A 24,229-nucleotide genomic window follows, 5' to 3' on the forward strand; every position below is an offset into this window, starting at 1 on the left:
CATTTCCCTTTAAATTAATCCTTATAAATTAAGCGCGTATTAAGTAGGAGCCTCTTATGGCCAAACCGATCAGTAAAGCGAGTCAGTCTCAGGGAATGTTGATGTTCAAATTATCCCTTACTCAAAGTTTTGCGATAGGCACGCTTAAAGTCAGAGAAATCGTCCCTTTCCAGCCAATGACCCAGATCCCCTACTCTCATCACCATGTGATTGGTACCGTGACCATCCGCGACCTTACGGTTCCTGTCATTGATATGTCTGCTGCGATTGGTTTTCGCCCTATCACACCCTCGGAGTACCAAGATTGTGTGCTCATCGTCACCGATTGTTTAAGAACCGTCGTCGCATTCTTGGTTCGTTCAATTGATAAGATCATAGAGTGTGACTGGAAGAGCATTGAATCGCCACCCGCGAGTGTTGGTCGTAATGTGTTTGTGACAGGAATTACTCGCTTTGAAGATCGTATCGTGCAAATGCTCGACGTGGAGCTTCTGCTTTCTAAGATCTACCCTGCATATGAAAACGCGCATATTCCAATGCTGACTGATGTCGAAAGGGAACGCCTCAAGGCGCTGAATATCTTATTGGTGGATGATTCTTTGATTGCGCGTAAACAGCTATCAGATGCCTTAGACAGCATCAACATCCCTTACAGCATTTGTAATAACGGCTTAGATGCGATCGACCTGATGCGACGCCAAGCTAGCGTAGGCAATGCGATTGATCTTCTAGTAAGTGATATTGAGATGCCAGGACTGGATGGGTACGAACTTGCGTTTGAAGTGCAAAACGACAGCGCACTGAGTCATGCTTACTGTATTCTGCATACTTCACTATCGAGTGAGATCTGTGTCGATCGCGCCAATCAGGTCGGTGCTCATGAAGCACTTGAGAAGTTCAATGCGGGCGAGCTAATCGAAGCCATGCTACGCGGTGCCAAAGTCTTAAACGAAGCCTCTACCGCTGCTTAAGCTCTGCTTTAGAAGCTAAACCTAGCATCATGCTTAACGGTTTAGCTTCTAGGCATTAGAAATGAATCAGTGTAGAGCTCTGCCTTAAGATTTCTTTGGCATAGAATAGCTCTTACTTACAAATTCCACTTCTTCGACTTCATTGACATGATTGGTAAACGACGCCAATGCATAGAGTGTGTTTGCCACTAAGTTAGCATATTTAAAAAGAATCGGGTCTGGCGATTTTTTGCTTTCATGATGTTCAATACTCACCAATGCTCGCACGACTTTTTTAGCCTGGCAGCGACACAAATGAAGCTCGCTGGATACTCGGTGCCCACCGGGCAAAACAAACCCTTTGAAACCACCTTCTAGCTGATCGCGAATGTGATGATAATCTTGTTTGAGCTCGACCAATTCAGACTCGGTGATGGCTAATTTCCCACGTACAGAACCATTCAAGTGATAGAGGTTCGGCTGCAGGCGTTGCAGTATCTCGCGAACCTGAGGCTCCAATTCCAAAGACAGCACCAACCCAACTCGACAACAAAGTTCGTCCGACAGAATCTCAAAATCACAGATAGGACTGTCTTCATAAATAAACGGGTAACAGAACTCATCCCAATCTCGACTTACTGGTTTCACGTACCGATCCTTACTCATAAATGTTAATCAAACGCCAATATACCAAACTCTTTGATTTAGACATAAAAAAGCCCTCACATTGGAGGGCTCCTGAAGAAATCGGTTAAACGAGATTACTCGTTAGATACTTTTTTGTGGCCTTCTTGCAGGTGAACGAAATCCACCAGATCATCACCAGACACTTGGTAAGCCTGACCAAAGCCTTTTACGAACAGGCCATTCTCAGCTTTAAGGTTGAATAGAGAGAAATCTTGAAGCTGGCTCAAACCATCAATGATCTCGCCGAAACGCTCTTGCATCTGGCCGATCACTTGAGTCCAAAGCTCCGTTTCACGCTCTACAACACTTGCTTGAGCATCAAACGTTAAACGCTTACGTGCGTACAACTGCTTCGAGCTTTCTTCATCTTCAATCATCATCAAAGACACTTGAGGGTTTGCTTTCAAGTTACGAGCATGACGAGCAATATCAGAAATTAGAACAAAGTAACCTTCTTGGTTCTGAACGAAAGGCGCGTAACTTACGTTCGGGCGACCTTCTTCATCAACCGTTGCAAGTTGAAGGGTACGGCGCTCTTGGCGAAATTCTTTAATTTCTGGACCTAGGCGACCTTGTAGACGTTCTTGTTTTACTTGCTGTTCCATGGGTAATTCCTTTCTTCACTTTCTCTGATTTATTATGTTTGCTCGAGGTTGAGCGATCATTAGCGAACTAAACGATCCTCGAGCATTGATGTACTGTTTAAACGAGTTGGCAACCTAATTTAAGCTTGCCATTAAGTCTGCTTAAGCTTGTTCTTTTAGTGCTTTGAAGCGTTCTACTTGGTCGGCAATAAGCTCACGCTTTTCATTGCGACCTAGGTAGATCTTAAAAATGTTCTCGCCTGTTTCACTGAAGAAACCGAAGTAATGACTTTCACGACCCATGAACGCCTTGCTCACCAAACCAACATGTTTGATGTTGTCGAGTTTCAGGTGGCCATGAAGTTCGCCCTCTTTGCCCATCAAGTTGTAGTAACCACGCGCGACTTTACCTTTAGGGAAAGGCGCTTTTACTTCGAAGATTGAGCCGAATGAATGCATAATTGTAGTCACTGGGCCCCAACCCACTAAACCTTCTAGAATTTCTTGAGCACGGCTACCATCTAGCATCACTGCCATGTCGTTTGGAAAAGCAGCAACCACTTCAACTTCTGAAACACCTAGCTTTTCAGCAATTGCTGTCGGCAATAGTTTTGGCTCTTCTTCTAGAATTCGAGCTACGCTTTGTTCTAGGGTTTCTGTCATTTCTAATGTTGTATCTGTCATTGAATATGTGTCCGTATAAACGAGTAATTGACATTAGGGCGTGTTGATCTCTCGAGCTGATTTTTGCAGCGAGTTGCTGGGTATTTATACAAGGCAGAGGCTTTGATGTGTAGCTAGCCTACATGAGAAGCCAATAACGTAGTAGAAATGACCAGCAAACGCTGCCCGAAGGGTTCGGCTAAAAGCGTTCTACTCTTTGTTGAGGGAGATTTGCTTAGAATGACTAGGCTTCTTCCCCCTCGCCGCGATTAAAACGCTTTTATCTCGAACAAAATTTAACCTCGAAAGGTCAACACGCCCTAGGTATAAACTAAAAATTCGATATTAAGCGTGCTTCAAACTTGCATGCGGGTGAACGCCTGAACCTGATGCTTTCGGTGCTGGGTGCATCGCTTGATATTCAGCGTTAAGCACTTGAATCACACTCTGAGCAAGGCTTACTGCCCAGAAGCTACCAGCAATAGTCAGGCTCAGGTAATTCTCTGAAAGCTCAACCAAACCATTCTTCTCCCAATGTGAGAAGAGAGGCTTCAAGTAATCGAACGTATCTTGTCCCATAAAGGTCGGCAACGTACTTCTTCTAACAACACCAGAGTCAAAGCCTGCCTTTAATGTCGAGAAGATTGGCTCTAGTGAGCTTTGCTTCGTCATCATCGCAATAGGTAATTGACCTTGCTTTATAGACTCCATGTAACTGTCTAAAGTTCGATGTTGCATCACTCCATGACCACCGATGTTGCCACCAGCACCACAACCAATCGGCAGAACTTCGGCATAAGTTTTCGCTAAGCTGTTGTAAATGCTGCGTTCTCGGTTATCACGAGTCCAGTGATTCACGCTCAGTTGCTTAACCTTATTTTTTGCCATGAACTCGACGCCCGCCAAGTACATGCTCGCTTTATCTGGCGTATTCGCTGGTGGTGGAATTTTTCCTTTCTCAACTAGATTAAGCATAGGAGCATTACCCCCAACAATCAGTTGGTAGAGGTCAATACCGTGAGAACCAGTAGACATGTAATCTTCTAAGTCTTGTTGGAACACTTCCATAGACTGGTATGGTAATCCGTACAGCAAATCCAGAACGATGGGAGCTTGCTCGGTGCGGCTCAAAGCACTGATACGTTCCAACACCACTTCACGGTCATCTAAGCGCTTGGCACTGCGTCGAACCTGAGTGTTGAAACTTTGAATACCAAATGAGAAGCGATTGAAACCACCTTCAAGCGCACGATCAAACATCTCGTCGCCAAAGCGATTGATGCGCCCTTCCAAGGTCATTTCCACATCGTTTGCTAGTGGGAAATATTGGCGAATAGCCTTGCCTAACTGCTCGACTTGTTGAGGAGACAAGTCAGTAGGTGTTCCACCACCAATGTAGACCGCATGAAACAATCCAGACTGAGCCCAAGGGGTTTTGGCTTTTTGCTTCAACTCAACCATCAGCGCATCGAAATACTCATCCACTAATTTTCGGCTAGCGGCATTTTGGAAAAAGTTACAAAACGTACAGCGCACACGACAAAAAGGAATATGGATATACAAGCAACGTTTATCCTGTTTTTTCCCTTCACTTAGCATCAGTTCATCAAAGAGCTCCAACTTCTTGCTCGGATCGACCGGAATTGAACTTCCTCCGGCATGTGCAGAATGCTTTTTCGCAAACGCAAAACGAAGCGGATCAGGGCTAGAAACACCCAGAATTGATTCGTCAAATTTATAGATATCAAGACTCATATAATCTCTCTAAACACTTACATAGCAAAGTCTGGAAGACTATTCGCTAAAAACTGAGAGAATCATAAATAGACGCAAATGATAATGCAATTGATAATTGATCTTATTTAGATTCTAAGCAATAATCCGGTACAGATTTTAGATTTGGTAAAGGATTGAATGTGAACGTTCCTAGATATGTTATTGCAGGCGGTGCATCGTTAGTGATTCATGCGGCACTATTGTTTGTCGCTCAAGAATCCAAAGTATTTGCGATGCCTGCAGGTAGCCAATCGAACACGGTATCGATCAACTTCACGCCTAAGAACACGCCTTCCCCGGCTCAACAAAAAACCATCACAGAGCCGGTTGAACCAGAACCAATCAAAGAAACCGTCTCACAAGCTGAACCTAAACCTGTCGAACCCAAGGCCGTTGAGCCTAAACAAGCCAAACCGACGCCAAAGAAAAAAGCGATCACCAACAAGCCTCAACCCAAGAAAGTAGAGAAAAAGGTTGTTGAAAAGAAACCGATCCAAAAGAAACCGGTGCCAGAGAAAAAGGTCGTTAAGAAAAAACGCCCAGAACTAAAACCAGAGCCAAAGTCCAAACCAACGCCTCAACCAGAAAAACTGGCCGACAAGAAAGTCGATAGAAATCTGACCGAGTCTGCCAACCAACCTCAGGAAGTAAACCAAGGCGTATCAAACCAAGAGCCCATATTAGTCACTAAGCCCTCTTTTTCTTCACGCCCGACACCACCGAATTACCCACGCCAAGCTAGACGTCGTGGCGTTGAAGGTGTCGCAACTTATGAGGTCTGGTTAGACGCAGAAGGCAAACAAATTAAACAAGCATTAGTAAATTCATCAGGCGCACTAATGCTCGACAACGCCGCTTTAGACGCCATTAAACAATGGAAATTCTCACCTCACACTGTCAATGGTCGAGCGATTGCTCACCGTGTACAAATACCTGTTCGTTTTAGGTTGGATTAATCATGCAACAAATCAGTTACTTACAAGATCAACTTGGCTTAATGACTTGGCCTCTTCTCATCTGTTCTGCACTAACAGCAATGATCATCGCTGAACGTGTCTTCCAAGTGATGTTAAGCATTGGTGTTGGCAAACGCGCCATTCGTCGAGAGCTCAACCAGATCTCACCAACCAACAGCAAAGAGATCGAAGCATTAGCACAATCTATCTCAGGAAAACGACCGCTACTGTACAAGGGCGTGTCGATGTTGCTTGCTCACCACTCTTTCTCAAAAGGATTACGTGAAGATGCAGCAGGAATCTGGCTACAAGAAAAACGCCACCAGCTTCATGCCGGATTGAGGCTGCTTGGTTTAATCGGCGTAATTAGCCCGCTAATTGGCCTACTTGGTACGGTACTTGGACTTATTGAGATGTTCAAAGGGGTTGCTGCTACAACCGGCAGTATTACACCGAACGATCTAGCTGACGGCCTTGGCTTAGCAATGAGAACCACAGCGGCAGGCTTGATGATTGCGCTTCCTGCGATCTCTGGCGCTCAACTGCTTGGGTTATGGGCCGACCGAGTACTGGCTCAGTTAGAACATACTCTGAACTATGTGAATGTGTGGCTAGAAGGTATGTCGATTCAAACCAATCACCCTGACGAGACTAAAGGCTCATCAGTAAACAAAGTCGGTGATGTGAGCCAAGCATGATTAAAACGCCCCACTCATCTCAAACACAAAGTTTAGCGCCAGATTTAACACCGCTGCTCGACATCATTTTTATCGTGATGGTTTTCCTGCTTCTGACAGCATCGGTGAAGTTGGAGTCATTAGAAGTCGAACTACCAAGCTCTGATATTAAGAACGTTTCTGAAGTTCATAAAGATTCGATAAGCGTCAATATCTTAGATCGCGAACCTTACTGGGCGATTAACGGCAGAGAGTACATCGACTGGGAAAACTTCAAAATTGCCTTACTCGAAGAAACAGGTTCAGCGGATAAAAAGCCGATCATCATTGGCGCGGATAAAGCTGCCAACGTTGAGAACCTAGTGAAGTTGCTGTCGTTCCTTCAAGAGAATGGAATACCCGCAACCCAATTGCTCACCGAAGATGGCTAGAACAACTCTCTATTTTCATGAGGTTAAACTCTAGTTACTAAGACCCAATAGCCAGAGCTAAACCTCTCTATCGATACGAACTCACAATGCGAACGGACTGCTCACTGAGAATCTTCGCGAAACAAATAGATAATATAAAGAAATGATTATGAACAACTTAAACGTGCTCAATAAATTAAAGACCAAGAGACATCTCCTTTCAGTAGCAGCAATGAGCTTGGTACTGACTGCGCCAACGGCAATGGCCAATGACGTAGAACACCCTCGAATCATCAGTGCGGGTAGCGCTGTTACCGAATTGGTTTTAGCTCTGGGTGCTGAAGAGCAGCTAGTGGCAATTGATGTGACCAGTCACTTCCCTCAATCAGAGAATCTACCGAAGATTGGTTACCACAGAAACTTATCTGCTGAAGGCTTGATTGCCTTAGAACCAACGACACTCATCGGCTCAGATGAGATGGGGCCAGACAACGCCATTTCTCAATTAAAGTCGGCAGGCGTCGATGTCGAGATCGTGAACACTGAAGCAAACGTGGAAGGGCTATTAAAGCGTATCGACCAAATCGCAAAGATCACCCATACCGAAGACCACTCTCAGCAAGTGAAAGCCGAAGTTAATCAAAAGATCGCAGCACTGAAAGCGAACCAAGTGCCAAACAACGAAGCGAAGAAAGTTCTGTTCCTGTTACTGCATGAAGGTCGCCCTGCGAACGTTGCCGGTGGTGAGACTTCACCCAACGCGATCATTGAATTAGCTGGCGGTGTTAACCCTGCTGCTCAAAGCCTAACGTCTTACAAACCACTGTCGATGGAATCACTGGTAGAAATGCAGCCTGATGTCATCTTAGTGAGCGGCCGTAGCTACCAGAAAATGGGCGGCGCTGATGCCATTCTTAAGTCGTTACCTATGCTAGCGGCGACGCCAGCAGGCATGAACAAGCAAATCATTACAGTGAAGGGCAGCGCTTTAGTTGGAGGGCTTGGTCTTGAAAGCCTTTCTGAAGCGAAGCGATTAAACGCACTTATTTATCAGCTATAACTTATCTACCGCTATAACTCGACTACCCTATTTCTACTGTTGCTTGCTTAATGCTCATCACCGTCTCATTTTTTTCGAAATCGGTGATAAGTATTGAAGCTAGTGATAGACATTGAGGCCCTTTATGTTGCTACGATCCGTCCCACTGAAAACATCGATGTTAGGCCTAGGAGCTGCCTTAGTCTTCGTCGCGTTGTACTCGATCACTGTTGGGCCAATGAACATTAGCTTGGCTGACAGCGCAGCCAGCCTGCTCCAACCAAATAATGACTTAGCACCTCACATTAATTTGGTAATTCAAGAAATTCGCTTACCCAGAACGATATTGTGCATGCTAATCGGCGCAATTCTCGCTTTGTGTGGCGCGGTAATGCAGGGCTTATTTCGAAACCCACTTGCCGAGCCAGGAATCATCGGCGTGTCTGCCGGAGCCTCATTAGGTGCAGCATTAGCCATCGTGCTTTTCTCTGAGCTTTCACTGCAATACCCCGCTTTCATGAACTTTGCAGCTGTGCCTATATTTGCCTTTCTAGGCGGAGCCTTAACCACGCTGCTCGTATATAAGCTAGGTACAGGCAAATTCGGCACTTCAGTCACCATTATGTTGTTAGCGGGTGTAGCGATCAGTGCACTATCAGGCGCAGGTATTGGCTTCTTGAATTTCATTGCTGATGACCAAATGCTGCGTGATCTTTCATTGTGGTCAATGGGGTCATTAGCGGGCACTAAGTGGTCTGGCATTTTGCTTGCTGCTGTCACGCTCGTTGGATTGTTTGTTATTTTCTATCGTCAAGCTATGTCACTGAACGCGCTGCTACTTGGGGAATCAGAAGCACAGCATCTTGGTATCCCAGTACAGAAGCTCAAGCGAAGATTGATTCTACTGACGGCCGCAGGCGTTGGCGTCACGGTTAGCCTATCTGGCATGATTGGCTTCATCGGCCTTGTTATCCCTCACTTAGGTCGCATGTTAGCTGGCCCAGATCACCGAATTCTGTTGCCCCTTTCAGCGGTACTAGGTGCATTACTATTAACAGCTGCAGACATGTTCTCACGCGTGGTACTTGCACCAGCAGAGCTACCAGTGGGAATTGTCACTGCGATTATCGGTGCTCCATTCTTCTTGTACCTTCTATTTCAACAGAAAGGGAGAATCCTTTAATGTTTCCTTCAGCGTTAAAAGCGACCGACATCGAAGTGAAGTTCGGTAGTAAAGTGATATTAGATGGTGTTTCTATTGAGATTGAAGCAGGAAAGGTAACGACACTGCTTGGGCCAAATGGCGCAGGGAAAAGCACTCTACTTAAAGCCTTATGCCAAGAGATTTCGAGCACCGGTGATATTCAATATTTTGGACACACCAAAGACAAGTGGCCTTCTCAAAAGCTGGCAAAGCACTTGGCTATGCTTCCTCAGCATAGTACGTTGACCTTCCCATTTTTGGCGCATGAAGTTGTCGAGCTTGGTGGTATCCCTCTGCAAGAGTCCAACAAAAACCTCACCAGCATCGCTAACCAAAAAATGGATATTGCTGATGTGACTCACCTGAGTGAAAGGCTCTACCCTTCGCTATCTGGCGGTGAAAAACAGCGTGTTCACTTGGCTCGAGTGCTAACCCAACTTCACTATTCTGGTGACCAATGTATCTTGATGCTCGATGAACCCACATCAGCACTGGATCTTGCCCACCAGCACAACACCTTAAAGATCGCGAGAGAGTTAGCCGACAACCACAATGCCGCGGTTATCGTAGTTTTGCATGATCTCAACTTAGCCGCGCAGTATTCCGATCGATTAGTGGTATTGAAAGATGGCAATTTGGTGTGCGATGGCAGCCCTTGGGAAGCACTTAAGCCTTCGATGATTGAAGATGTGTACGGCTACACAAGTATTGTAGAAAAGCACCCAACCATGAGCTTCCCTCAAGTTCACCCCGCCCAATAAGTTCGATTTAGGAGCTTCTCATTTTGAGTATTCGTTCCTAATAACAATGACGTCATTCAAAGCCTCGATTTGTACGAGGCTTTTTATTGGCTCATAGCCCCTCTCTCGCCTTAAACTCAACTTTGTTAGTGACCACAGCAATAACCCCTCAAACGTCTCACTCTGAACGTTTGAGGCTCTAGAAAACAACATTATCAATTGATGTTACTTAGCTTTCCGCAATAGAGTAAAAGTATAAGGCGCGAACGTAAGCATTTAAAAAGAAAAGAAATAACGCCATTCAACACAAATGCAAAGATTGGTAAAACGGTATACGTACGACAGAAAAACGAGAAGAAGTGATAGGAGAAGTGAAATGGCAGGCACAAAAAAAGCTCCCTTAGGAGCTTCTTTCATTGTGTGTTGATTATTGGCTCATACGAATCAATGATTTACCAATCAACCACTCTAGTTCTTTACCGCTAGTATCACCAAATTGAGTTTCAGTTAGCTTGTAAAGACGATCAATACCGTTTGCTGCAAACTCATGTGCGCTTTCAGCAGTAACGATATGATGGAAAAGTAAACGTAAGATTGCTAGGAATTCAGCGTCTTCAAGTGCTGTAACCCAACTAGCAGAGAATGCATCAAGACCATTTTCGAAGTCAATGTGTTCCATGAACATCTTGAAGATTCGACCGTCTAGCGCTGCTGTAAAGTCTGTTTTCTTTGGAAAGTGGTGGCTTATACCTGTACGAGAAACGCCCGTTTGCTGACTCAACGTCGTGTATGACATCTTGTCGTAACCCAATCTCAATAGCTGGTCTACAACGGCATCCATGATTTTCTGGATAGTGATTTCTGTATCTTCTTTACTACGCTTTGGCATATTCAGGCTCTTCTCTTTGTAAATCCATCTAACTCAGTCAATTGAAGTCAGAATGCAAATCGTTATCAGCATTATGTGAGCAAGGTGTTTTATCGCAAGTATTTATAACTACATTCACACAAATACTATGTACGAACAATTCGACAGTGACGCCTCTTTGGACGCTTAGTCTAATTATTCTTCGAATAACCACCTTACGATCCTAAGCCAGTAATTTTAAATAACGACTTAGAATATGAAATACCCAACGAAAAATTCATTGTATAAATACCTATCAAGCGATAGATAGTCTTATAAAATCATTCCTGACGCAACTAAGTGAATGATATTCTGACAAATTAATAACATTAATCTTCAGCAAAACATGATCAAGATCACATAGATATTTTGCGCCGCGAATGTTCATATTAATTTCACCTCTGTTCAAACAACATAGCATACCAGTGTAAATTAGTTCAAAGATTTTAATTTTTGTAGATACAGATCAAATTGCTCGTTAGAATAACCTCAGATTTTGTAAGAGGATTATTTATGAGCCAAGATGTTGGTAACAATGATGTATGTGAGGCTTGCGGCTGCGCAGGAGAGATCGGTTTCATCATTAAAGAAGGCGATGAGGTTGCTGAGGTAACTGTTTACGGTAGCTCTAAAGCCCTTATTGAAACTGAGTTTGCTAAGTACGTTGAGTTAGCTAAGCAAGTGTCTAGCAATGTCGAGTTTGAAGCGTCAGAGATGACAGAAGAGAGCACGGAATTACATGCACGCTTTAAATTTGAAGTAAGTGCCGAGAAGATTATTTTCGAACTTAAGACTCGCTCTCTAGCGCGTTAATTTAAGCACTAATATTCATATCACTAAAAGACGAGTTTATTACTCGTCTTTTTTTATAATTTCAATCCACCCTAGTGCACCATTGGTCTCAAAATCATTTTCAGCAGCACATCGAATCAAAACACCTGAAACTTCAACGACAGCACCAAGACTATATGCCTTATCATCATAATAACAAACTCGTTGCTGTGAACCGCTCTGAGTGACAACGACAGCAGCCTTAGCCGGCGTGGATATTATTTTATTAGCATTCGCTGATACTGAACAAAACACAGAGGTTAAAATCACAAAACCTTTTAGAATTTGACGCTTTATTTCAATCACAGATTCACCTTTCATTGTGCTCTATACCTTTTTATCTACCAACAAATGAGTAAAACACTATGCGAGAATAGTTTTTTCATTATAGTGTTAACGTCTTTCGTAATAAGAAGCTTGTTATGCTCCGAATAATTGCACTTATTATTGGTTCTTTAACCATAACAAATGTAGCCGCAGAACCACTCGATCAGTATCAAATATTGAACCATCTCGATAATTACGGAAACTTATATTTACGAAATAAACCTTACACGTCGCTTCCTACGGGTTTAGTGGTCGATGGCAACCTCAATATAGAAAATACTGCGATAACACGCCTACCCAAAGGGTTAGAAGTAAACGGCAGCCTTAAAGGCGGGAACAGCCAACTCGCCCGAGTTCCGTCGGGGGTAAAGATTAAAGGCTATGCCGACTTGATTGGTAGCCAAATCACCAGTTGGCCGAGAGGCGTCAGAGTTGGAGGGTTTATTAACCTGACCGATACGCCGCTTCAAAGGTTGCCTAACGGTTTTCGAGTGAAAGGCGACCTCAGTGTGATTCGCACTCCTTTAACGGAGCTCCCGAATGGGATAGTCATTGATGGAGACTTATATATAGGTGGCTCTGCGATTACTGCATTCCCCGATACGATGACAGTAAAAGGAAACATCTACCTCGGTGGTAACACCATTACCACGTGGCCAACCAATTTAGATCTTGGTGGCGCGGTTGCTCGCTAAGTTCAGCCCGACTAATGGGTTATTTGGTTTTGGCGTTTAGAGAAAAGACCAACACACAGATACAAAAAAGGAGCCTTAGGCTCCTTTTTCAATTCAATCTCTTGTTGGTTATCGGCTATGCGACCTAGCCAATGTTCTTCACTGGGTTCGCATAGCTATCGATTAAGTACTGACGAGCACCTTTAGGCAGGCCTGATAACTTTTCTTCAAACTCTTTCTTAACGACTTCTGTAATAGACTCATCATCTTTTTCTGCAGCAAGCAGGTTCACAGGAAAAAGTTTGTAGTTGTCATGGATCTGGCGGTCGATCTCTTCAGCAAGCGCTTCTGGCGTTTCAAAATCTTGATCGATAACTTGACCGAAGCCGACATGAACACGTCCTTTGTTACCGATGATACCTTGAATGATACTTTCGATATCTTCAAACTCACCTTTTTCGTAACTGCCGTTTACGTCTTTCTCAAAAAGCTCTATTGCTTTCGCTGTGTCACATGGATCGTTTTCGTATGAAATAGCCACAGGAACGATCTTCAATGATTTCACGTACTCAGGAAATGCGATTTTTTGCTTACGCCCTTCAACATGGAACATCTTCAGAATTGCTGGCTCTGTGAAATCATTGCCGTCTTTTGCACGACCTTCTTTCTGAGCGATCCAAATAGAGTTACCTGTTTCTAGAGAGTGCTTAATGTACGAAGACAACTGCCCTAGAGCTTTCATCATTTCACGTGGCCCTTTTAGAGAACGTTTTACGATGAAACTTTTGTTCAGACGCATCAATTCAGTCGCACATGGCTTCTTCAGCAGGTTGTCACCAATAGCGATACGACAAGTCTGGTGGTTATTTTGATGCAGAGCGTAGTTAACAAGTGCAGGATCCATAGCGATATCACGATGGTTAGAAACAAACAAATAAGCTTGATTCGCATCCAGTGACTCTACGCCAGTGTATGTAACACCATTGGTAGTCTTAGCTAGCGTGTCGCGTAAGTACTTTTTAACTTCAATCTGAATGGATTCAACGCTGGTCAGCTTGCTCCATTTCATTTTCAAGTAAACGCGTAAGATCGGGCTCATTAATGCTTTAAACCAAGACGCATGGTTTGAAAAACGATAGTGCAGGATCGCACTGATAAATTCTTCATCATTAATAAGACGGTTTAGTGCCGCTGGGATTTCATCATCGCCGTAAGGACGAATATCAACATATGGATCGGTCGGAGAGGTCATTTTTTAATTCATATAATAAATAGCTGGCTCATTCTACGCGTTGTTTTGACTTCTCGCAGCTACAGAACCCATACTTTTGACAAGGTCAGACCAGAAAGATTGAAAATCCCCTGTTATTGTTGGCATTCTTTAAGATTAGCGGTAATCTTGACGTCCCAAAACTAAGGTACTATCTATGAACTTCGCTATTGAATATACATCGGCTTACTTTTCACACTTGGTGATCACACCTCGCAAGAAAGTACTAAAACATAGCCTTGTATCGGTTCAGAGTGGTTTGGTTTTAATAAAGCTCGGTAAACAAGAGTACGCAGTTGAACCCGGTCAAAGTATTTGGGTTCCTTATGACTGCTTAACTTCACTGACCTATTTCCCGAATACACAGGTTAATCGTGTCGATTTTTCGGTTCGCTTGACGGATTCATTCCCAAGACAAGCGGGTTACATCACGCAAACTAACCTCTCTTCGGCGCTACTAGAAAAGCTAGAGCAAACCAAAGCTCGTACTTCCAATGCCAATAATACGGAACAAGCGTTTAAAGATATGCTTTCTGTATTGAAGCAAGAAGTGTTGTCGTTTAAACCACTGCTTTGTGAAAGTGCTCTGTCTCAGCGATTCAATCAGTGGAACATTGATGATTCAAATCTGCCACAAGAACACACCTTGGTGATGGTCATGCGCGAAGCGAAAAAACGCATGCAATCAGGTCAAAAACGTGCACTTGTGATTGATGATTTGTTCTCTGGGAAAGAAGAAGAGTTCGAACAACTGTGCATGCTTGTTTTTGGTGAAGATTTATAGCTTGGCGATAGCTGATATTGAAAGCAACAAACTAGATACTAAAAAGCCGCAAAAACTCAGTTTTTGCGGCTTTTTTAATTCTTAGCATTTAAACGTAGATTAATGACTAGCTATCTAGAATGGCAATTCAATCTGCATCATAAGGTCTGCGTCTCGTGAATCATGCCAGCGGTAATCAAAGCGCATACGAGGTTGCCCGTCGACTTTCTCGCCAAAACCGATGCTCAGTTGAAGGCCATGATTCATCAACCACTCTTCAGTCGACATATCATACTGCTCATCTTCAAGGTCTTCTGGGAACCACATACCCAAACCAACATAGTTGGATTCAAGGCTCTGAGTTAACAGTGGCGTGTCTTTGCTTTGAAGAACCCAATCAGACCAGTAGTCTGGAGCTTCAGGCTCTTCATCACTTAGCCCGCTGATTTCCATCATGCGTTGGCCAAAAGACTCAATACTCGAAGAGAAGTCTAAGCAGCTGTTTTCATCATCAGAAGTCAGCATGATCGAATCTAAACTAAAGAAATCACAATCAGCTTGAGCAGGCATACTGCATGCTGCAATGATCATCGTCGCTGGTATCGCGCGCTTTAGCATAGTCATCAGACCTCTTGAATTAGTGAATTTACATTATTGTATACAGTCCACTGTCTTGCAATATCTTTGTAACTGACTTTGTACTCAGTTTTGCCACATTGCTCCCATTTTGCAAAGCATTGCGAATATCGGTGCTTCGAATTTTAATTTTTTCAGGGCAAGCCATCACAGACCATCGCTCGGTAATCTCATCTGATTTATAGAAAGAAGAAAACTTAAAGAAGTTGTCAGGTCCAATAACGAACGTGAGTTCCGCGTCACGATATAAATTTTGAAGCTCGCTGAGTACTGCATAAGTGGTCACGCTTTCACCTGGGGTAAATAAACTCTTTTCGATCAAAGAAAGCTCAACTTGATCCAGTGAAAGATCACTAATAAATGCGTTAACTAACTGACATCTCGTATCAAAGTCTAGCATCTCTTTTCCCCAAGCATGAGCAATGCTTGGAACGAGTAGAATTTTGTCGAAGTGAGCCAGTGAATCAATCACACTTTTATGACCTAAGCTCGGTGGATTAAACGCACTACCGAAAATGGCTATTTTTTCCATGGTTTATTGCTGCCTTCTCTTTCTAAGCTTGTGCAAAGAGGTTTTTAAATCGGATGATTTAGGTATGATAACACTAGATTTTTAATTTGCTTGCAGGAAAGGAATACGAATGGAACAGTTAATTCGTGACGAAATGCGCGTACTACCTTCTATCGACCCTCACTTTGAAGTGACTCGTCGCGTGGATTTTATCAAAACTAAACTTCAACAATCTGGATGTAAGTCTCTTATCCTAGGTATCAGCGGCGGTGTCGACTCAACGACATGTGGTCGCCTAGCGCAAATGGCCGTTAACAGCCTAAATGAGACGTCTGGCAGCAACGATTATCAATTCATCGCGGTTCGCCTACCTTATGGCGAGCAAAAAGATGAAGACGAAGCACAGCTTGCTTTGTCTTTCATCGAGCCTTCTCAATCAGTTTCTATCAACATTAAAGCGGGTGTTGACGGGCTTCACGCAGCTTCTCACGTGGCTTTAGAAGGCACAGGCTTACTACCAACAGATTCTGCAAAAATCGACTTTGTGAAAGGCAATGTGAAAGCTCGTGCTCGCATGATCGCACAATACGAAATTGCTGGTTACGTTGGCGGTCTGGTGATTGGTACTGACCACTCAGCGGAAAACATCACTGGCTTCTACACTAAGCACGGTGACGGCGCATGTGATTTAGCACCACTGTTTGGTTTGAACAAACGCCAAGTTCGTGAGCTTGCAGCAACCCTGGGCGCTCCAGAGCAACTTGTTAAGAAAGTACCCACTGCTGATCTAGAAGAGCTTGATCCACAGAAAGCCGATGAAGCAGCCTTAAACCTTTCTTACGATCAGATTGATGATTTCCTTGAAGGCAAAGAAGTACCTCAAGATGTGTCAGACCGCTTAGTAAGCATCTACAAAGCGACACAACACAAACGTCAGCCAATCCCGACGATCTACGATTAATAATCTAAATTAATCTCAGAATCAAAAAGGCCGGAAGTTCAGTAAACTTTCGGCCTTTTCTATTCTATGTGCGGAATAACTTAACTAGTTAATCGACAACTTCGATATCAGTTTGCGGAACACTGCAACACGCCAATATCTGACCCATATTACGTTCATGCTCTTGCAGCGCTGGCACATCCGGTTGGTGAACTTGCCCTGACTCAAGGGTCACTTTACAAGCGCCGCAGAAACCCGCACGACAACTTGAAGCAATAGACACACCCGCCGACTCTGCTTGCTCTAATAGCGTTGATTGGTTATTACCTTCGAACAGGTAGCCGTTCACACTTAACTGCAGTTGCTTCACTGCCTCTTCGGTAGACTGAGCAACACCAAACGCTTCTTGATGGTAATGCTGAGGGTTGAGTCCCATTTGAATCAGCAGTTTCTTTGCATTATCCATAAAACCATCAGGGCCACACACGAACGCTTGACGCTTGTGTAGCGCTTCAATTTTAGCGACATGCGACACGCTTAGACGCCCAGATAAACCATCCCACTCTTTGGTTGGTTGGCTTAATGAATAAATCACACGAAGTCCCGCGTGCTCACTGGCGATCTTATCAATTTCAGCTTGATAAGGGATGTCTTCTTCGCTGCTGCATTGATGATAGAAAACCACATCATCAATTTGACCATGGTCGGCTAGGTAGCGAAGCATGGATAGCATTGGCGTAATACCGCTGCCAGCAGACAAAAGCAGTAGCGGATGAGTTGGATTCGCTTCTAAGTAGAACGCACCATCTGGATTTTGAGCAACCAAAGTATCACCCACTTGGAAGTGATCATTTAACCAGTTAGAGATTTGACCATCGTCCACTCGCTTCACTGAAATCGCTAAACGACCCGCTCGTGAAGGGCTAGAAGATAACGTGTAACGACGAGAAACCTTCTCGCCATCAATCACCATCTCAATCGGCAGATGTTGCCCTGGCTGATAACTTGGCAATGAATGGTTTTCTTTGGCAGGCTCTAACCAAAAGGTCGTAAAGTCACGAGCGATCTCTTCACGCTCAACACAGGTTAGATGCAGCGACTCAACCCAAGTGTCTTCATAGTGTTCTTTCTCTTTGGTTTCGAGTACTTCAACCACATCACCCGCTTTAACCAAACCTTCATTTTTAGCCACAAGATTCTGACCAAAGAAAACGCCACCACGCTCATTAGCTCTGAATGTAGAGAAGGTATTAAGAGGCTCTTTTGTTGCTCTAAATTCGCCACGCTCAACATCAACTGTCGTTAGGATACAACGCTCACAAGGCTTCACCGCTTCGAACTCAACCTCACCGATACGGATACGCTTCCAACCATCTTCAGCAAAGGCTTCGGTATTTGAAACAACAAAGTTAGTGCGGAACTGATCCATCGAGTGAACTTCAGGGCTGCGGCGATTAAGCTCATCTAGAGAGGCTTGGCTGATCACTAACATTGGGTAACCATCAGCGAAACTTACGTTCTGACCTAGTTTTTCACGAACACGATTCGATTGCTCACCAGAGAACAATAGCTCAACACGAACTCCGAGCACATCACTGAACCAATCATCGGCTTCATCACATGTTGTGTATGCCGTGAAGCTGTCTTTCCACACCGTTGCTGGTGCTTCTTGCATCTTGAAATTTGCATACTTTAGACGCAAAGGCTCTTTGCCTTCATAAGTGAAGATCAAACCGTCAGGCTGCAAGCTTGAAGATACCTTGACCATTTTCGGGTACTTACGCGCCGTGATCATCGAACCGTCAGCCAGTGCCAACATAAAACGTCTGTCAAAAGTCAGACCCTGTTTTTCGACCCAAGCAGAAGAGAGTGCGATCCCGCCCACTGATTTAACCGGAAACACATTAATTTGAGATAAGGAGGGCTGTTGACCTGAAAGCTCTTGATCCAAAGCCTTTTGATCCAAAGGTGACTGCGACATAACGATTCCAATGTTTTGTTGTTTGTCCCAATGCTAACAAATGGTTATAAATAGATAAACTGGCAGGCATTAAACACTTGATACTAAGCTAATATCTTGAGATGTTTAGCTTTCTATCTTGATACATTAAGGCAGCAATGCAGTAACACTCTCCAGACGTTCTATAATATGAACACGATTACCGCATTGAACTTTCATTGAATAAAAAGGATTTATCATGAACAAACTCGTCATTATCATTTTATGTGTACTGCTTCCGCCTGTTGGCGTGTTCTTCGCTCGCGGCGCCGGGAAAGATTTGGTGATTAATATCATTCTTACTTTCTTCTTCTGGGTTCCAGGAATGATCCATGGTCTATGGGTAGCCACCCGCTAACCCTTATTAACAAATAGATACCGAATAAAATATCCATAAAAACAAGCTCCTAACCCTGAAGAGTTAAAAATAGGATGAAATGAAAGTGCTTTTCCACTATCATCCTGTCGCCTAAACGTAAGCGATTGCTTTCACAGATTTCGCTGAGTTTAGGCTCCAACTACATAACACTTCAAATGGTGGGAGCCTTCAATGACACAACTTACGATTACTCGTCCTGACGACTGGCACGTTCATCTACGCGATGGCGAAGTATTAAAAGATACAGTCCGCGATATCAGCCGCTACAATGGTCGAGCGTTAATCATGCCAAACACCATCCCACCGGTAACCGATACCGAAATGGCTCTTGCTTACCGTGAACGCATCATGGCAGAGCAGCCAAGTGAACCGTTCCAGCCTCTAATGGCACTTTACCTAACAGACAACACTACTCCTGACGAAATTTGCAAAGCGAAAGAATCTGGCGCTGTTGTAGCAGCGAAGCTATACCCTGCTGGCGCGACGACAAACTCGGATTCAGGCGTAACTTCAGCTCAAAAGATTTACCACGTGTTAGAAGCGATGCAAGAAGTGGGTATGTTGCTGCTTGTACACGGTGAAGTAACGGCTCATGATGTTGATATCTTTGACCGTGAAAAAGAGTTCCTAGACACAGTTCTAGCACCGATTGTTAACGACTTCCCTAACCTAAAGATCGTTCTAGAGCACATCACGACTGCAGATGCAGCGACTTTCGTTAAGAACGCTAACGAGAACGTAGCGGCAACCATCACAGCTCACCACTTGCTTTACAACCGCAACCACATGTTGGTTGGCGGTATTAAGCCACATTTCTACTGCCTGCCTATCCTTAAGCGCAACACACACCAGTTAGCACTTATCGAAGCGGCAACAAGCGGTAGCAAGAAGTTCTTCTTGGGTACAGACTCTGCACCACACGCTAAAGGTGCAAAAGAGTCAGCATGTGGTTGTGCAGGTTCTTACACAGCACACGCTGCGGTTGAACTGTACGCTGAAGTATTCGATTTAGAAGGCAAGATTGAGAACCTAGAAGCGTTCGCGAGCCACAATGGTCCGGATTTCTACGGCATGCCTCGTAATGCAGACACCATCACTCTTGTTAAAGAAGAATGGAATGTTGCTGAAACAATGCCTTTCGGTTCAGACATTGTTGTGCCAATCCGTGGCGGCGAGACGATTGCTTGGGCTGTAAAATAAGCGCTTGGGCTGTTAAGTAAACGCCCTCCATTTAACGAAAAGGGTCACCATAATCATTATGGTGACCCTTTTTTGTTTCGATGAAAGACTGTCTTATTATAAAAATAATGAACGATTACTTACCGCGCATTTTTCCAATCGCAGTCCAAACAGCAACGACAATCAAGCCAGCTAAAACCCCAATCACACCGTTTAATAGTGTCGGTACCACCGCTGTCGCAATCGTATGTCCACTAAAATCCATAATAATCGGTTCAATTAAATGATGAATCGCAGGAACGTTGTGCACCACAATACCGCCACCAACCAAGAACATCGCAGCCGTGCCGACCACAGCAAGCATCTTCATTAGCTTTGGTGCAAAGGCGACTAACCCATTACCCAAACGGGTTTTGATGGTACTACCATTCGATGTTCGTTGGAGATAGAAACCTAAATCGTCCAACTTAACGATCCCTGCCACTAAGCCATAAACACCAATCGTCATCACAACGGCTATCAAACTCACGACAAGAATCTGAGTAAGGATACTTGTACCCGTTACGGTACCTAGCGCAATCACAATGATTTCCGCAGATAATATGAAGTCAGTACGAATCGCGCCTGAGACCTTTCTCTTCTCATATTCCTCTATGGATTCGCCAGTACTCGTATCCTCTTCCTTCTCGTCATCTTGATGAGCATGAGGAAAGAGCTTCTCTAAGATTTTCTCCGCCCCTTCAAAACAAAGAAACAAACCACCAATCACGAGAAGTGGCATGATCAACCAAGGGATGAACGCACTGATCAATAATGCCGCCGGAACCAAAATCAGCTTATTTTTAAATGAGCCTTTTGCGACCTCCCATACCACTGGGATTTCTCTTTCAGCAGAAACACCTGATACCTGCTGAGCGTTAAGGGCTAAATCGTCACCCAATACGCCTGCGGTTTTTTTAGCTGCCACCTTAGACATCAGTGCGACATCATCCAACACGGTTGCAATGTCATCTAGCAGTGTTAATAAACTTGCTCCAGCCATTTTATTGTCTCTTTATAAAGGATTGAACCATCGATGAAATGTAACATCATCAATTCACTCATCAAAGTTATGAGTCTGTAAAAAATAAAGTCACAAGTTGTGTTTTCTATTGCTGTCTCTGTTAGACAGGAATAATCTGTCTTAATCTTTCACGAACATAAAAGAAAAAGTATAGATGAAAAGTGAATCTACCTACCCAATTGGTAAGCCAGGACAAAAGTGGCAACAAGCAGAACGTGAAGCATGGTTAGCTCAAAGAACGGTTAAGCGTGAATACCAACAAGAAGTTGTGCCAAAGATTAAAGCACTTGCAGACCGTTTTGACATCGAACAATACGGCGCACTGAGCTACGACGAAGCTCGATTCCCACTTTTCGCAATTAAGAGCAAAAACTGGGATGAGTCAAAGCCGACTATTCTCGTTACAGGTGGCGTTCACGGTTACGAAACCAGTGGTGTGCATGGCGCTATCAAATTCGCAGCGACCCAAGCAGAGAAATATGCAGCGCACTTCAACATTGTAGTAGCACCTTGTGTAAGCCCTTGGGGCTACGAGGTGATCAACCGCTGGAACCCAAATGCTGTTGATCCAAACCGCTCTTTCTATGACGGTACGCCAGCAGAAGAATCAGCAAACCTGCGTGCTTTAGTGGCCTCTTTGCCAGAAGTATTGGTTCACGTTGACCTCCATGAGACGACAGACTCTGATGAAACTGAATTTCGACCAGCACTCGCTGCTCGTGATGGGATTGAGTACATCGAAGGTATGATCCCAGATGGTTTCTACACGGTTGGCGATACAGAAAATCCGCAACCAGAATTCCAAGCGGCAGTAATTGCTTCAGTAGAAAAAGTAACCCACATTGCGCCTGCGGATGACGAAGGCAAGATCATTGGTTCAGACGTCACTCAACACGGTGTGATCAACTACCCAATGAAGAAGCTTGGCTTATGTGGCGGCGTGACCGACTGTAAGTACGGAACAACCACAGAGGTTTACCCAGACAGCGACAAAGTGACTGACGAAGAGTGTAATGACGCTCAAGTTGCTGCTGTAGTAGGTGCTCTGGATTACGTTATTCAACACGAACTGAACGCGTAAGCTATTAGCTATTAGCTATTAGCTATTAGCTAAAGCTGCTCCCTAAAACTAAAAAGAGCCATAAGTGACGATTCACTTGTGGCTCTTTTTTTGTCTTTTCTACTTGTCTTTGATTTCTTCTTGGGCATAAAAAAGCCCCCTTGCACACAGTACAAAAGAGCTTTGAAATAACGCTGAATAAGGAGTAATTAGCGAACTATATACTCCCCATACTCGATTACTTTATTTAGCGGTTTCGCTAACGTTTTCTTGTCCTTTATCTACTTCAGTCAGTAGACCTTTCAACAAGCTAAAACAGCCAATAAGAAGAATGATCGTAAACGGCAGTGCAGCAATGATTGTGATCGATTGCAGAGCTTGGATAGATTGAGTACCACCAATCCACAGCATTACCATTGCGATAGCACCTGAGATAACCGCCCAAACCACTTTCTGTTTAACAGGAACTTCAAGTTTACCACCCGCCGTCATGCCATCGATAACGATAGAGCCTGAGTCTAGCGTTGTAACGAAGAACACAATGATCAGTGCGACTGCGAGAACTGACAGAATGCTACCGAACGAGTAAGCATCTAGCATGTAGAACAAGCTTAGAGATACGTCTGTAATGCCTTGGTCGAGGCCAAGTTGTCCCACATGGTTAATTACTTGCTCGATAGCCACGCCACCGAAGATCGACATCCAAGCCGACGTTACCAATGTTGGGATAATCAGTACGCAAAGTAGGAACTCACGAACCGTACGGCCCTTAGAAATACGCGCTACGAACATACCAAAGAATGGTGCATACGCAACCCACCATGCCCAGTAGAACACAGTCCAGCCATGCAGCCATGTTGTGTCTTCACGACCCGCACTTTGGCTCAAAGCTACGATGTTTTTCACATAGCCCGTTGCCGCAGTCGCCACAGAATCAAGCACTGTCGTAAAGTTCAATACAGCGATAAGACCAAGGAATACGAACGCAATAACCATGTTCAGGTTACTTAGGAACTTAACACCACCGTCCATGCCACGCATAACAGAGATGATCGCCAAACCCATAATCAAAACGATAATAGATTGCTGAAGGTAGATGTTGTTTTCCAAGCCAAACACGTGACTAATACCACTTGCTGCTTGCGTACCACCTAGGCCCAATGAAGTCGCAAGGCCAAACAGAGTAACCAGTACCGTTAGTACGTCGATCACATCACCTGTTTTACCCCAAACTCGTTCACCCAGTATTGGGTAAAACACAGAACGCATTGATAGCGGTAAGCCTTTGTTGTAAACAAAGTACGCTAGACAAAGCGCCGTCATGCCATAGATAGCCCACGCATGAAAACCCCAGTGGAATACGGTTGCACCTAGTGCCAGTTCACGGCCTGCTTCTGTAAAAGGTTCCGCATCTAATGGTGTGCCGAACCAGTTAGTGAAGAATGCGGTTGGCTCAGCAACACCCCAGAAAATAAGTCCGATACCCATACCGGCTGCGAATAACATCGCAATCCAAGATGACATCGAATAGTCCGCCGTCGCGTCTTCGCCACCTAGGCGAATCTTACCCAACGGTGAAAATGCTAGAACAACAGCAAACGCTAGCATGATGTTAGCTCCCCACATAAACAGGAAGTCAAACTTTGATAAAACAGCACCCTTAATAGAATCAATAGCAGCTTTAGCATCTGCTGGAGGAAGAGCAAGAAGAGTGATGATGAAGAGAAGAGATAAGCCTACTGAGGCTATGAAGACGGTATTGTGGACATCCATGCCCCATTTACTGACGTTATCTTGACCAACTTGATAGTCAGTAGAATCGATACTGTATTTTTTTGATTTAAAACTCATAAATTATGATGTTCACATATCCGAATCAACGAATATAAGGACGCTCTCCATATCCAATTACTACTTGATTGGCTCGCCGCACCACCTAAATAAAGGCGATAAAAATCACAATGATTGGTGATAAATGGACTTACTGGCTCAATCCCAAGGCGC

Annotated in this window: 26 protein-coding genes; 14 read left to right on the forward strand and 12 right to left on the reverse strand. The window is 44.2% G+C overall.

From position 1 onward, the window contains the following. Positions 1-56 precede the first annotated feature (56 nt). Positions 57-971: a chemotaxis protein gene (locus OW495_RS10050; RefSeq protein ID WP_132787748.1), complete on the forward strand. Its 915-nt coding sequence runs from the start codon at positions 57-59 to the stop codon at positions 969-971. 84 nt (positions 972-1,055) lie between these two features. Here OW495_RS10050 and OW495_RS10055 read toward each other — a convergent pair whose 3' ends face one another. The 4 genes from OW495_RS10055 to hutW all read right to left on the reverse strand — a co-directional run bounded on the left by OW495_RS10055 (position 1,056) and on the right by hutW (position 4,639). Beyond that, positions 1,056-1,598, reverse strand: a complete 543-nt coding sequence (locus OW495_RS10055; protein WP_289886300.1) for an ATP:cob(I)alamin adenosyltransferase — start codon at positions 1,596-1,598, stop codon at positions 1,056-1,058. 113 nt (positions 1,599-1,711) lie between these two features. Next, the gene (gene hutZ, locus OW495_RS10060) at positions 1,712-2,242 is read right to left on the reverse strand and encodes a heme utilization protein HutZ (RefSeq protein ID WP_004731858.1); all 531 of its coding nucleotides are present in this window, start codon (positions 2,240-2,242) and stop codon (positions 1,712-1,714) included. A gap of 141 nt (positions 2,243-2,383) precedes the next feature. Further along, positions 2,384-2,905, reverse strand: a complete 522-nt coding sequence (hutX, locus tag OW495_RS10065; RefSeq protein ID WP_029405101.1) for a heme utilization cystosolic carrier protein HutX — start codon at positions 2,903-2,905, stop codon at positions 2,384-2,386. 324 nt (positions 2,906-3,229) lie between these two features. Further along, positions 3,230-4,639: a heme anaerobic degradation radical SAM methyltransferase ChuW/HutW gene (hutW, locus tag OW495_RS10070; RefSeq protein WP_289886303.1), complete on the reverse strand. Its 1,410-nt coding sequence runs from the start codon at positions 4,637-4,639 to the stop codon at positions 3,230-3,232. A 161-nt stretch (positions 4,640-4,800) separates the two neighbouring features. Here hutW and OW495_RS10075 point away from each other — a divergent pair, with 161 nt between their 5' ends. From OW495_RS10075 to OW495_RS10100, 6 genes are all read left to right on the forward strand, one after another. After that, positions 4,801-5,616, forward strand: a complete 816-nt coding sequence (locus tag OW495_RS10075; RefSeq protein ID WP_289886304.1) for an energy transducer TonB — start codon at positions 4,801-4,803, stop codon at positions 5,614-5,616. 2 nt (positions 5,617-5,618) lie between these two features. After that, the gene (locus tag OW495_RS10080) at positions 5,619-6,314 is read left to right on the forward strand and encodes a MotA/TolQ/ExbB proton channel family protein (protein WP_289886305.1); all 696 of its coding nucleotides are present in this window, start codon (positions 5,619-5,621) and stop codon (positions 6,312-6,314) included. Continuing rightward, the gene (locus OW495_RS10085; RefSeq protein ID WP_065104527.1) at positions 6,311-6,724 is read left to right on the forward strand and encodes a biopolymer transporter ExbD; all 414 of its coding nucleotides are present in this window, start codon (positions 6,311-6,313) and stop codon (positions 6,722-6,724) included. The genes OW495_RS10080 and OW495_RS10085 overlap by 4 nt, the downstream gene beginning before the upstream one ends. A gap of 148 nt (positions 6,725-6,872) precedes the next feature. Next, positions 6,873-7,763 carry an ABC transporter substrate-binding protein gene (locus OW495_RS10090; RefSeq protein ID WP_289886306.1) on the forward strand — a complete coding sequence of 297 codons (891 nt, stop codon included), beginning with the start codon at positions 6,873-6,875 and terminating at the stop codon, positions 7,761-7,763. 124 nt (positions 7,764-7,887) lie between these two features. Then, on the forward strand, positions 7,888-8,925 hold the full coding sequence (locus OW495_RS10095) for an iron ABC transporter permease (protein WP_289886307.1): 1,038 nt from the start codon (positions 7,888-7,890) through the stop codon (positions 8,923-8,925). After that, positions 8,925-9,707 carry a heme ABC transporter ATP-binding protein gene (locus OW495_RS10100; RefSeq protein WP_289886308.1) on the forward strand — a complete coding sequence of 261 codons (783 nt, stop codon included), beginning with the start codon at positions 8,925-8,927 and terminating at the stop codon, positions 9,705-9,707. The genes OW495_RS10095 and OW495_RS10100 overlap by 1 nt, the downstream gene beginning before the upstream one ends. 406 nt (positions 9,708-10,113) lie before the next feature. Here the strand turns inward: OW495_RS10100 and OW495_RS10105 are convergent, their stop codons facing one another. Further along, the gene (locus OW495_RS10105) at positions 10,114-10,575 is read right to left on the reverse strand and encodes a TetR/AcrR family transcriptional regulator (RefSeq protein WP_017105619.1); all 462 of its coding nucleotides are present in this window, start codon (positions 10,573-10,575) and stop codon (positions 10,114-10,116) included. Between the two features lie 531 nt (positions 10,576-11,106). Here OW495_RS10105 and OW495_RS10110 point away from each other — a divergent pair. Continuing rightward, positions 11,107-11,406 carry a YfcZ/YiiS family protein gene (locus OW495_RS10110; protein ID WP_076666939.1) on the forward strand — a complete coding sequence of 100 codons (300 nt, stop codon included), beginning with the start codon at positions 11,107-11,109 and terminating at the stop codon, positions 11,404-11,406. Positions 11,407-11,445: 39 nt separating this feature from the next. Here OW495_RS10110 and OW495_RS10115 read toward each other — a convergent pair whose 3' ends face one another. Then, positions 11,446-11,745: a YnjH family protein gene (locus OW495_RS10115; protein WP_017105617.1), complete on the reverse strand. Its 300-nt coding sequence runs from the start codon at positions 11,743-11,745 to the stop codon at positions 11,446-11,448. A 101-nt stretch (positions 11,746-11,846) separates the two neighbouring features. Here OW495_RS10115 and OW495_RS10120 point away from each other — a divergent pair, with 101 nt between their 5' ends. Next, positions 11,847-12,446, forward strand: coding sequence for a hypothetical protein (locus tag OW495_RS10120; RefSeq protein WP_076666941.1), 600 nt, complete (start codon positions 11,847-11,849; stop codon positions 12,444-12,446). 124 nt (positions 12,447-12,570) lie between these two features. On the opposite strand, the gene OW495_RS10125 is transcribed toward OW495_RS10120, so the two are convergent. Further along, positions 12,571-13,677 (reverse strand): 1-acyl-sn-glycerol-3-phosphate acyltransferase, encoded by a 1,107-nt coding sequence (locus OW495_RS10125; protein WP_065111429.1) that lies wholly within the window; start codon positions 13,675-13,677, stop codon positions 12,571-12,573. Between the two features lie 175 nt (positions 13,678-13,852). Between OW495_RS10125 and OW495_RS10130 the strand changes: the two genes are divergently transcribed. Continuing rightward, positions 13,853-14,479, forward strand: a complete 627-nt coding sequence (locus tag OW495_RS10130) for a hypothetical protein (RefSeq protein WP_017109017.1) — start codon at positions 13,853-13,855, stop codon at positions 14,477-14,479. Between the two features lie 114 nt (positions 14,480-14,593). Here OW495_RS10130 and OW495_RS10135 read toward each other — a convergent pair whose 3' ends face one another. Next, positions 14,594-15,082 carry a hypothetical protein gene (locus OW495_RS10135; protein WP_289886309.1) on the reverse strand — a complete coding sequence of 163 codons (489 nt, stop codon included), beginning with the start codon at positions 15,080-15,082 and terminating at the stop codon, positions 14,594-14,596. Positions 15,083-15,104: 22 nt separating this feature from the next. Then, positions 15,105-15,626 carry a nicotinate-nicotinamide nucleotide adenylyltransferase gene (locus OW495_RS10140; RefSeq protein ID WP_017109015.1) on the reverse strand — a complete coding sequence of 174 codons (522 nt, stop codon included), beginning with the start codon at positions 15,624-15,626 and terminating at the stop codon, positions 15,105-15,107. Between the two features lie 109 nt (positions 15,627-15,735). Between OW495_RS10140 and nadE the strand changes: the two genes are divergently transcribed. After that, a complete protein-coding gene (gene nadE, locus OW495_RS10145; RefSeq protein ID WP_289886310.1) occupies positions 15,736-16,566 on the forward strand; it encodes an ammonia-dependent NAD(+) synthetase in 831 nt (276 codons plus the stop codon). An 88-nt stretch (positions 16,567-16,654) separates the two neighbouring features. Here nadE and OW495_RS10150 read toward each other — a convergent pair whose 3' ends face one another. After that, positions 16,655-18,526 (reverse strand): hybrid-cluster NAD(P)-dependent oxidoreductase, encoded by a 1,872-nt coding sequence (locus OW495_RS10150; RefSeq protein ID WP_289886311.1) that lies wholly within the window; start codon positions 18,524-18,526, stop codon positions 16,655-16,657. A gap of 217 nt (positions 18,527-18,743) precedes the next feature. On the opposite strand from OW495_RS10150, the gene OW495_RS10155 reads away from it, so the two are divergent. Together OW495_RS10155 and pyrC are read left to right on the forward strand one after the other, a co-directional pair. Further along, entirely contained in the window at positions 18,744-18,902 is a 159-nt protein-coding gene (locus OW495_RS10155) for a YqaE/Pmp3 family membrane protein (protein ID WP_017059962.1), read from the forward strand. 192 nt (positions 18,903-19,094) lie between these two features. Next, positions 19,095-20,123 carry a dihydroorotase gene (gene pyrC, locus OW495_RS10160; protein ID WP_289886315.1) on the forward strand — a complete coding sequence of 343 codons (1,029 nt, stop codon included), beginning with the start codon at positions 19,095-19,097 and terminating at the stop codon, positions 20,121-20,123. Between the two features lie 115 nt (positions 20,124-20,238). On the opposite strand, the gene OW495_RS10165 is transcribed toward pyrC, so the two are convergent. Next, positions 20,239-21,144 carry a DUF808 domain-containing protein gene (locus OW495_RS10165; RefSeq protein ID WP_289886316.1) on the reverse strand — a complete coding sequence of 302 codons (906 nt, stop codon included), beginning with the start codon at positions 21,142-21,144 and terminating at the stop codon, positions 20,239-20,241. A gap of 175 nt (positions 21,145-21,319) precedes the next feature. Between OW495_RS10165 and OW495_RS10170 the strand changes: the two genes are divergently transcribed. Continuing rightward, positions 21,320-22,246, forward strand: a complete 927-nt coding sequence (locus OW495_RS10170) for a M14 family metallocarboxypeptidase (protein ID WP_280619334.1) — start codon at positions 21,320-21,322, stop codon at positions 22,244-22,246. 222 nt (positions 22,247-22,468) lie between these two features. Here OW495_RS10170 and OW495_RS10175 read toward each other — a convergent pair whose 3' ends face one another. Then, the gene (locus tag OW495_RS10175; protein WP_009845765.1) at positions 22,469-24,076 is read right to left on the reverse strand and encodes a BCCT family transporter; all 1,608 of its coding nucleotides are present in this window, start codon (positions 24,074-24,076) and stop codon (positions 22,469-22,471) included. Positions 24,077-24,229 lie beyond the last annotated feature (153 nt).

This window comes from Vibrio sp. 14N.309.X.WAT.E.F5 (genome assembly GCF_030397615.1).
Lineage (GTDB): Bacteria > Pseudomonadota > Gammaproteobacteria > Enterobacterales > Vibrionaceae > Vibrio > Vibrio lentus.

Excerpts from the sequence above, each read along its gene's own strand:
- OW495_RS10120 (WP_076666941.1), top strand. The coding sequence starts at position 11,847 with ATGCTCCGAATAATTGCACTTATTATTGGTTCTTTAACCATAACAAAT.
- pyrC (WP_289886315.1), top strand. The coding sequence starts at position 19,095 with ATGACACAACTTACGATTACTCGTCCTGACGACTGGCACGTTCATCTA.
- OW495_RS10080 (WP_289886305.1), top strand. The coding sequence starts at position 5,619 with ATGCAACAAATCAGTTACTTACAAGATCAACTTGGCTTAATGACTTGG.
- OW495_RS10115 (WP_017105617.1), bottom strand. The coding sequence starts at position 11,745 with ATGAAAGGTGAATCTGTGATTGAAATAAAGCGTCAAATTCTAAAAGGT.
- OW495_RS10085 (WP_065104527.1), top strand. The coding sequence starts at position 6,311 with ATGATTAAAACGCCCCACTCATCTCAAACACAAAGTTTAGCGCCAGAT.
- OW495_RS10150 (WP_289886311.1), bottom strand. The coding sequence starts at position 18,526 with ATGTCGCAGTCACCTTTGGATCAAAAGGCTTTGGATCAAGAGCTTTCA.
- OW495_RS10050 (WP_132787748.1), top strand. The coding sequence starts at position 57 with ATGGCCAAACCGATCAGTAAAGCGAGTCAGTCTCAGGGAATGTTGATG.
- OW495_RS10165 (WP_289886316.1), bottom strand. The coding sequence starts at position 21,144 with ATGGCTGGAGCAAGTTTATTAACACTGCTAGATGACATTGCAACCGTG.
- OW495_RS10125 (WP_065111429.1), bottom strand. The coding sequence starts at position 13,677 with ATGACCTCTCCGACCGATCCATATGTTGATATTCGTCCTTACGGCGAT.
- OW495_RS10130 (WP_017109017.1), top strand. The coding sequence starts at position 13,853 with ATGAACTTCGCTATTGAATATACATCGGCTTACTTTTCACACTTGGTG.
- OW495_RS10090 (WP_289886306.1), top strand. The coding sequence starts at position 6,873 with ATGAACAACTTAAACGTGCTCAATAAATTAAAGACCAAGAGACATCTC.
- OW495_RS10110 (WP_076666939.1), top strand. The coding sequence starts at position 11,107 with ATGAGCCAAGATGTTGGTAACAATGATGTATGTGAGGCTTGCGGCTGC.
- hutZ (WP_004731858.1), bottom strand. The coding sequence starts at position 2,242 with ATGGAACAGCAAGTAAAACAAGAACGTCTACAAGGTCGCCTAGGTCCA.
- nadE (WP_289886310.1), top strand. The coding sequence starts at position 15,736 with ATGGAACAGTTAATTCGTGACGAAATGCGCGTACTACCTTCTATCGAC.
- OW495_RS10095 (WP_289886307.1), top strand. The coding sequence starts at position 7,888 with ATGTTGCTACGATCCGTCCCACTGAAAACATCGATGTTAGGCCTAGGA.
- OW495_RS10105 (WP_017105619.1), bottom strand. The coding sequence starts at position 10,575 with ATGCCAAAGCGTAGTAAAGAAGATACAGAAATCACTATCCAGAAAATC.
- OW495_RS10155 (WP_017059962.1), top strand. The coding sequence starts at position 18,744 with ATGAACAAACTCGTCATTATCATTTTATGTGTACTGCTTCCGCCTGTT.
- OW495_RS10140 (WP_017109015.1), bottom strand. The coding sequence starts at position 15,626 with ATGGAAAAAATAGCCATTTTCGGTAGTGCGTTTAATCCACCGAGCTTA.
- OW495_RS10175 (WP_009845765.1), bottom strand. The coding sequence starts at position 24,076 with ATGAGTTTTAAATCAAAAAAATACAGTATCGATTCTACTGACTATCAA.
- hutX (WP_029405101.1), bottom strand. The coding sequence starts at position 2,905 with ATGACAGATACAACATTAGAAATGACAGAAACCCTAGAACAAAGCGTA.
- OW495_RS10100 (WP_289886308.1), top strand. The coding sequence starts at position 8,925 with ATGTTTCCTTCAGCGTTAAAAGCGACCGACATCGAAGTGAAGTTCGGT.
- OW495_RS10135 (WP_289886309.1), bottom strand. The coding sequence starts at position 15,082 with ATGACTATGCTAAAGCGCGCGATACCAGCGACGATGATCATTGCAGCA.
- hutW (WP_289886303.1), bottom strand. The coding sequence starts at position 4,639 with ATGAGTCTTGATATCTATAAATTTGACGAATCAATTCTGGGTGTTTCT.
- OW495_RS10170 (WP_280619334.1), top strand. The coding sequence starts at position 21,320 with ATGAAAAGTGAATCTACCTACCCAATTGGTAAGCCAGGACAAAAGTGG.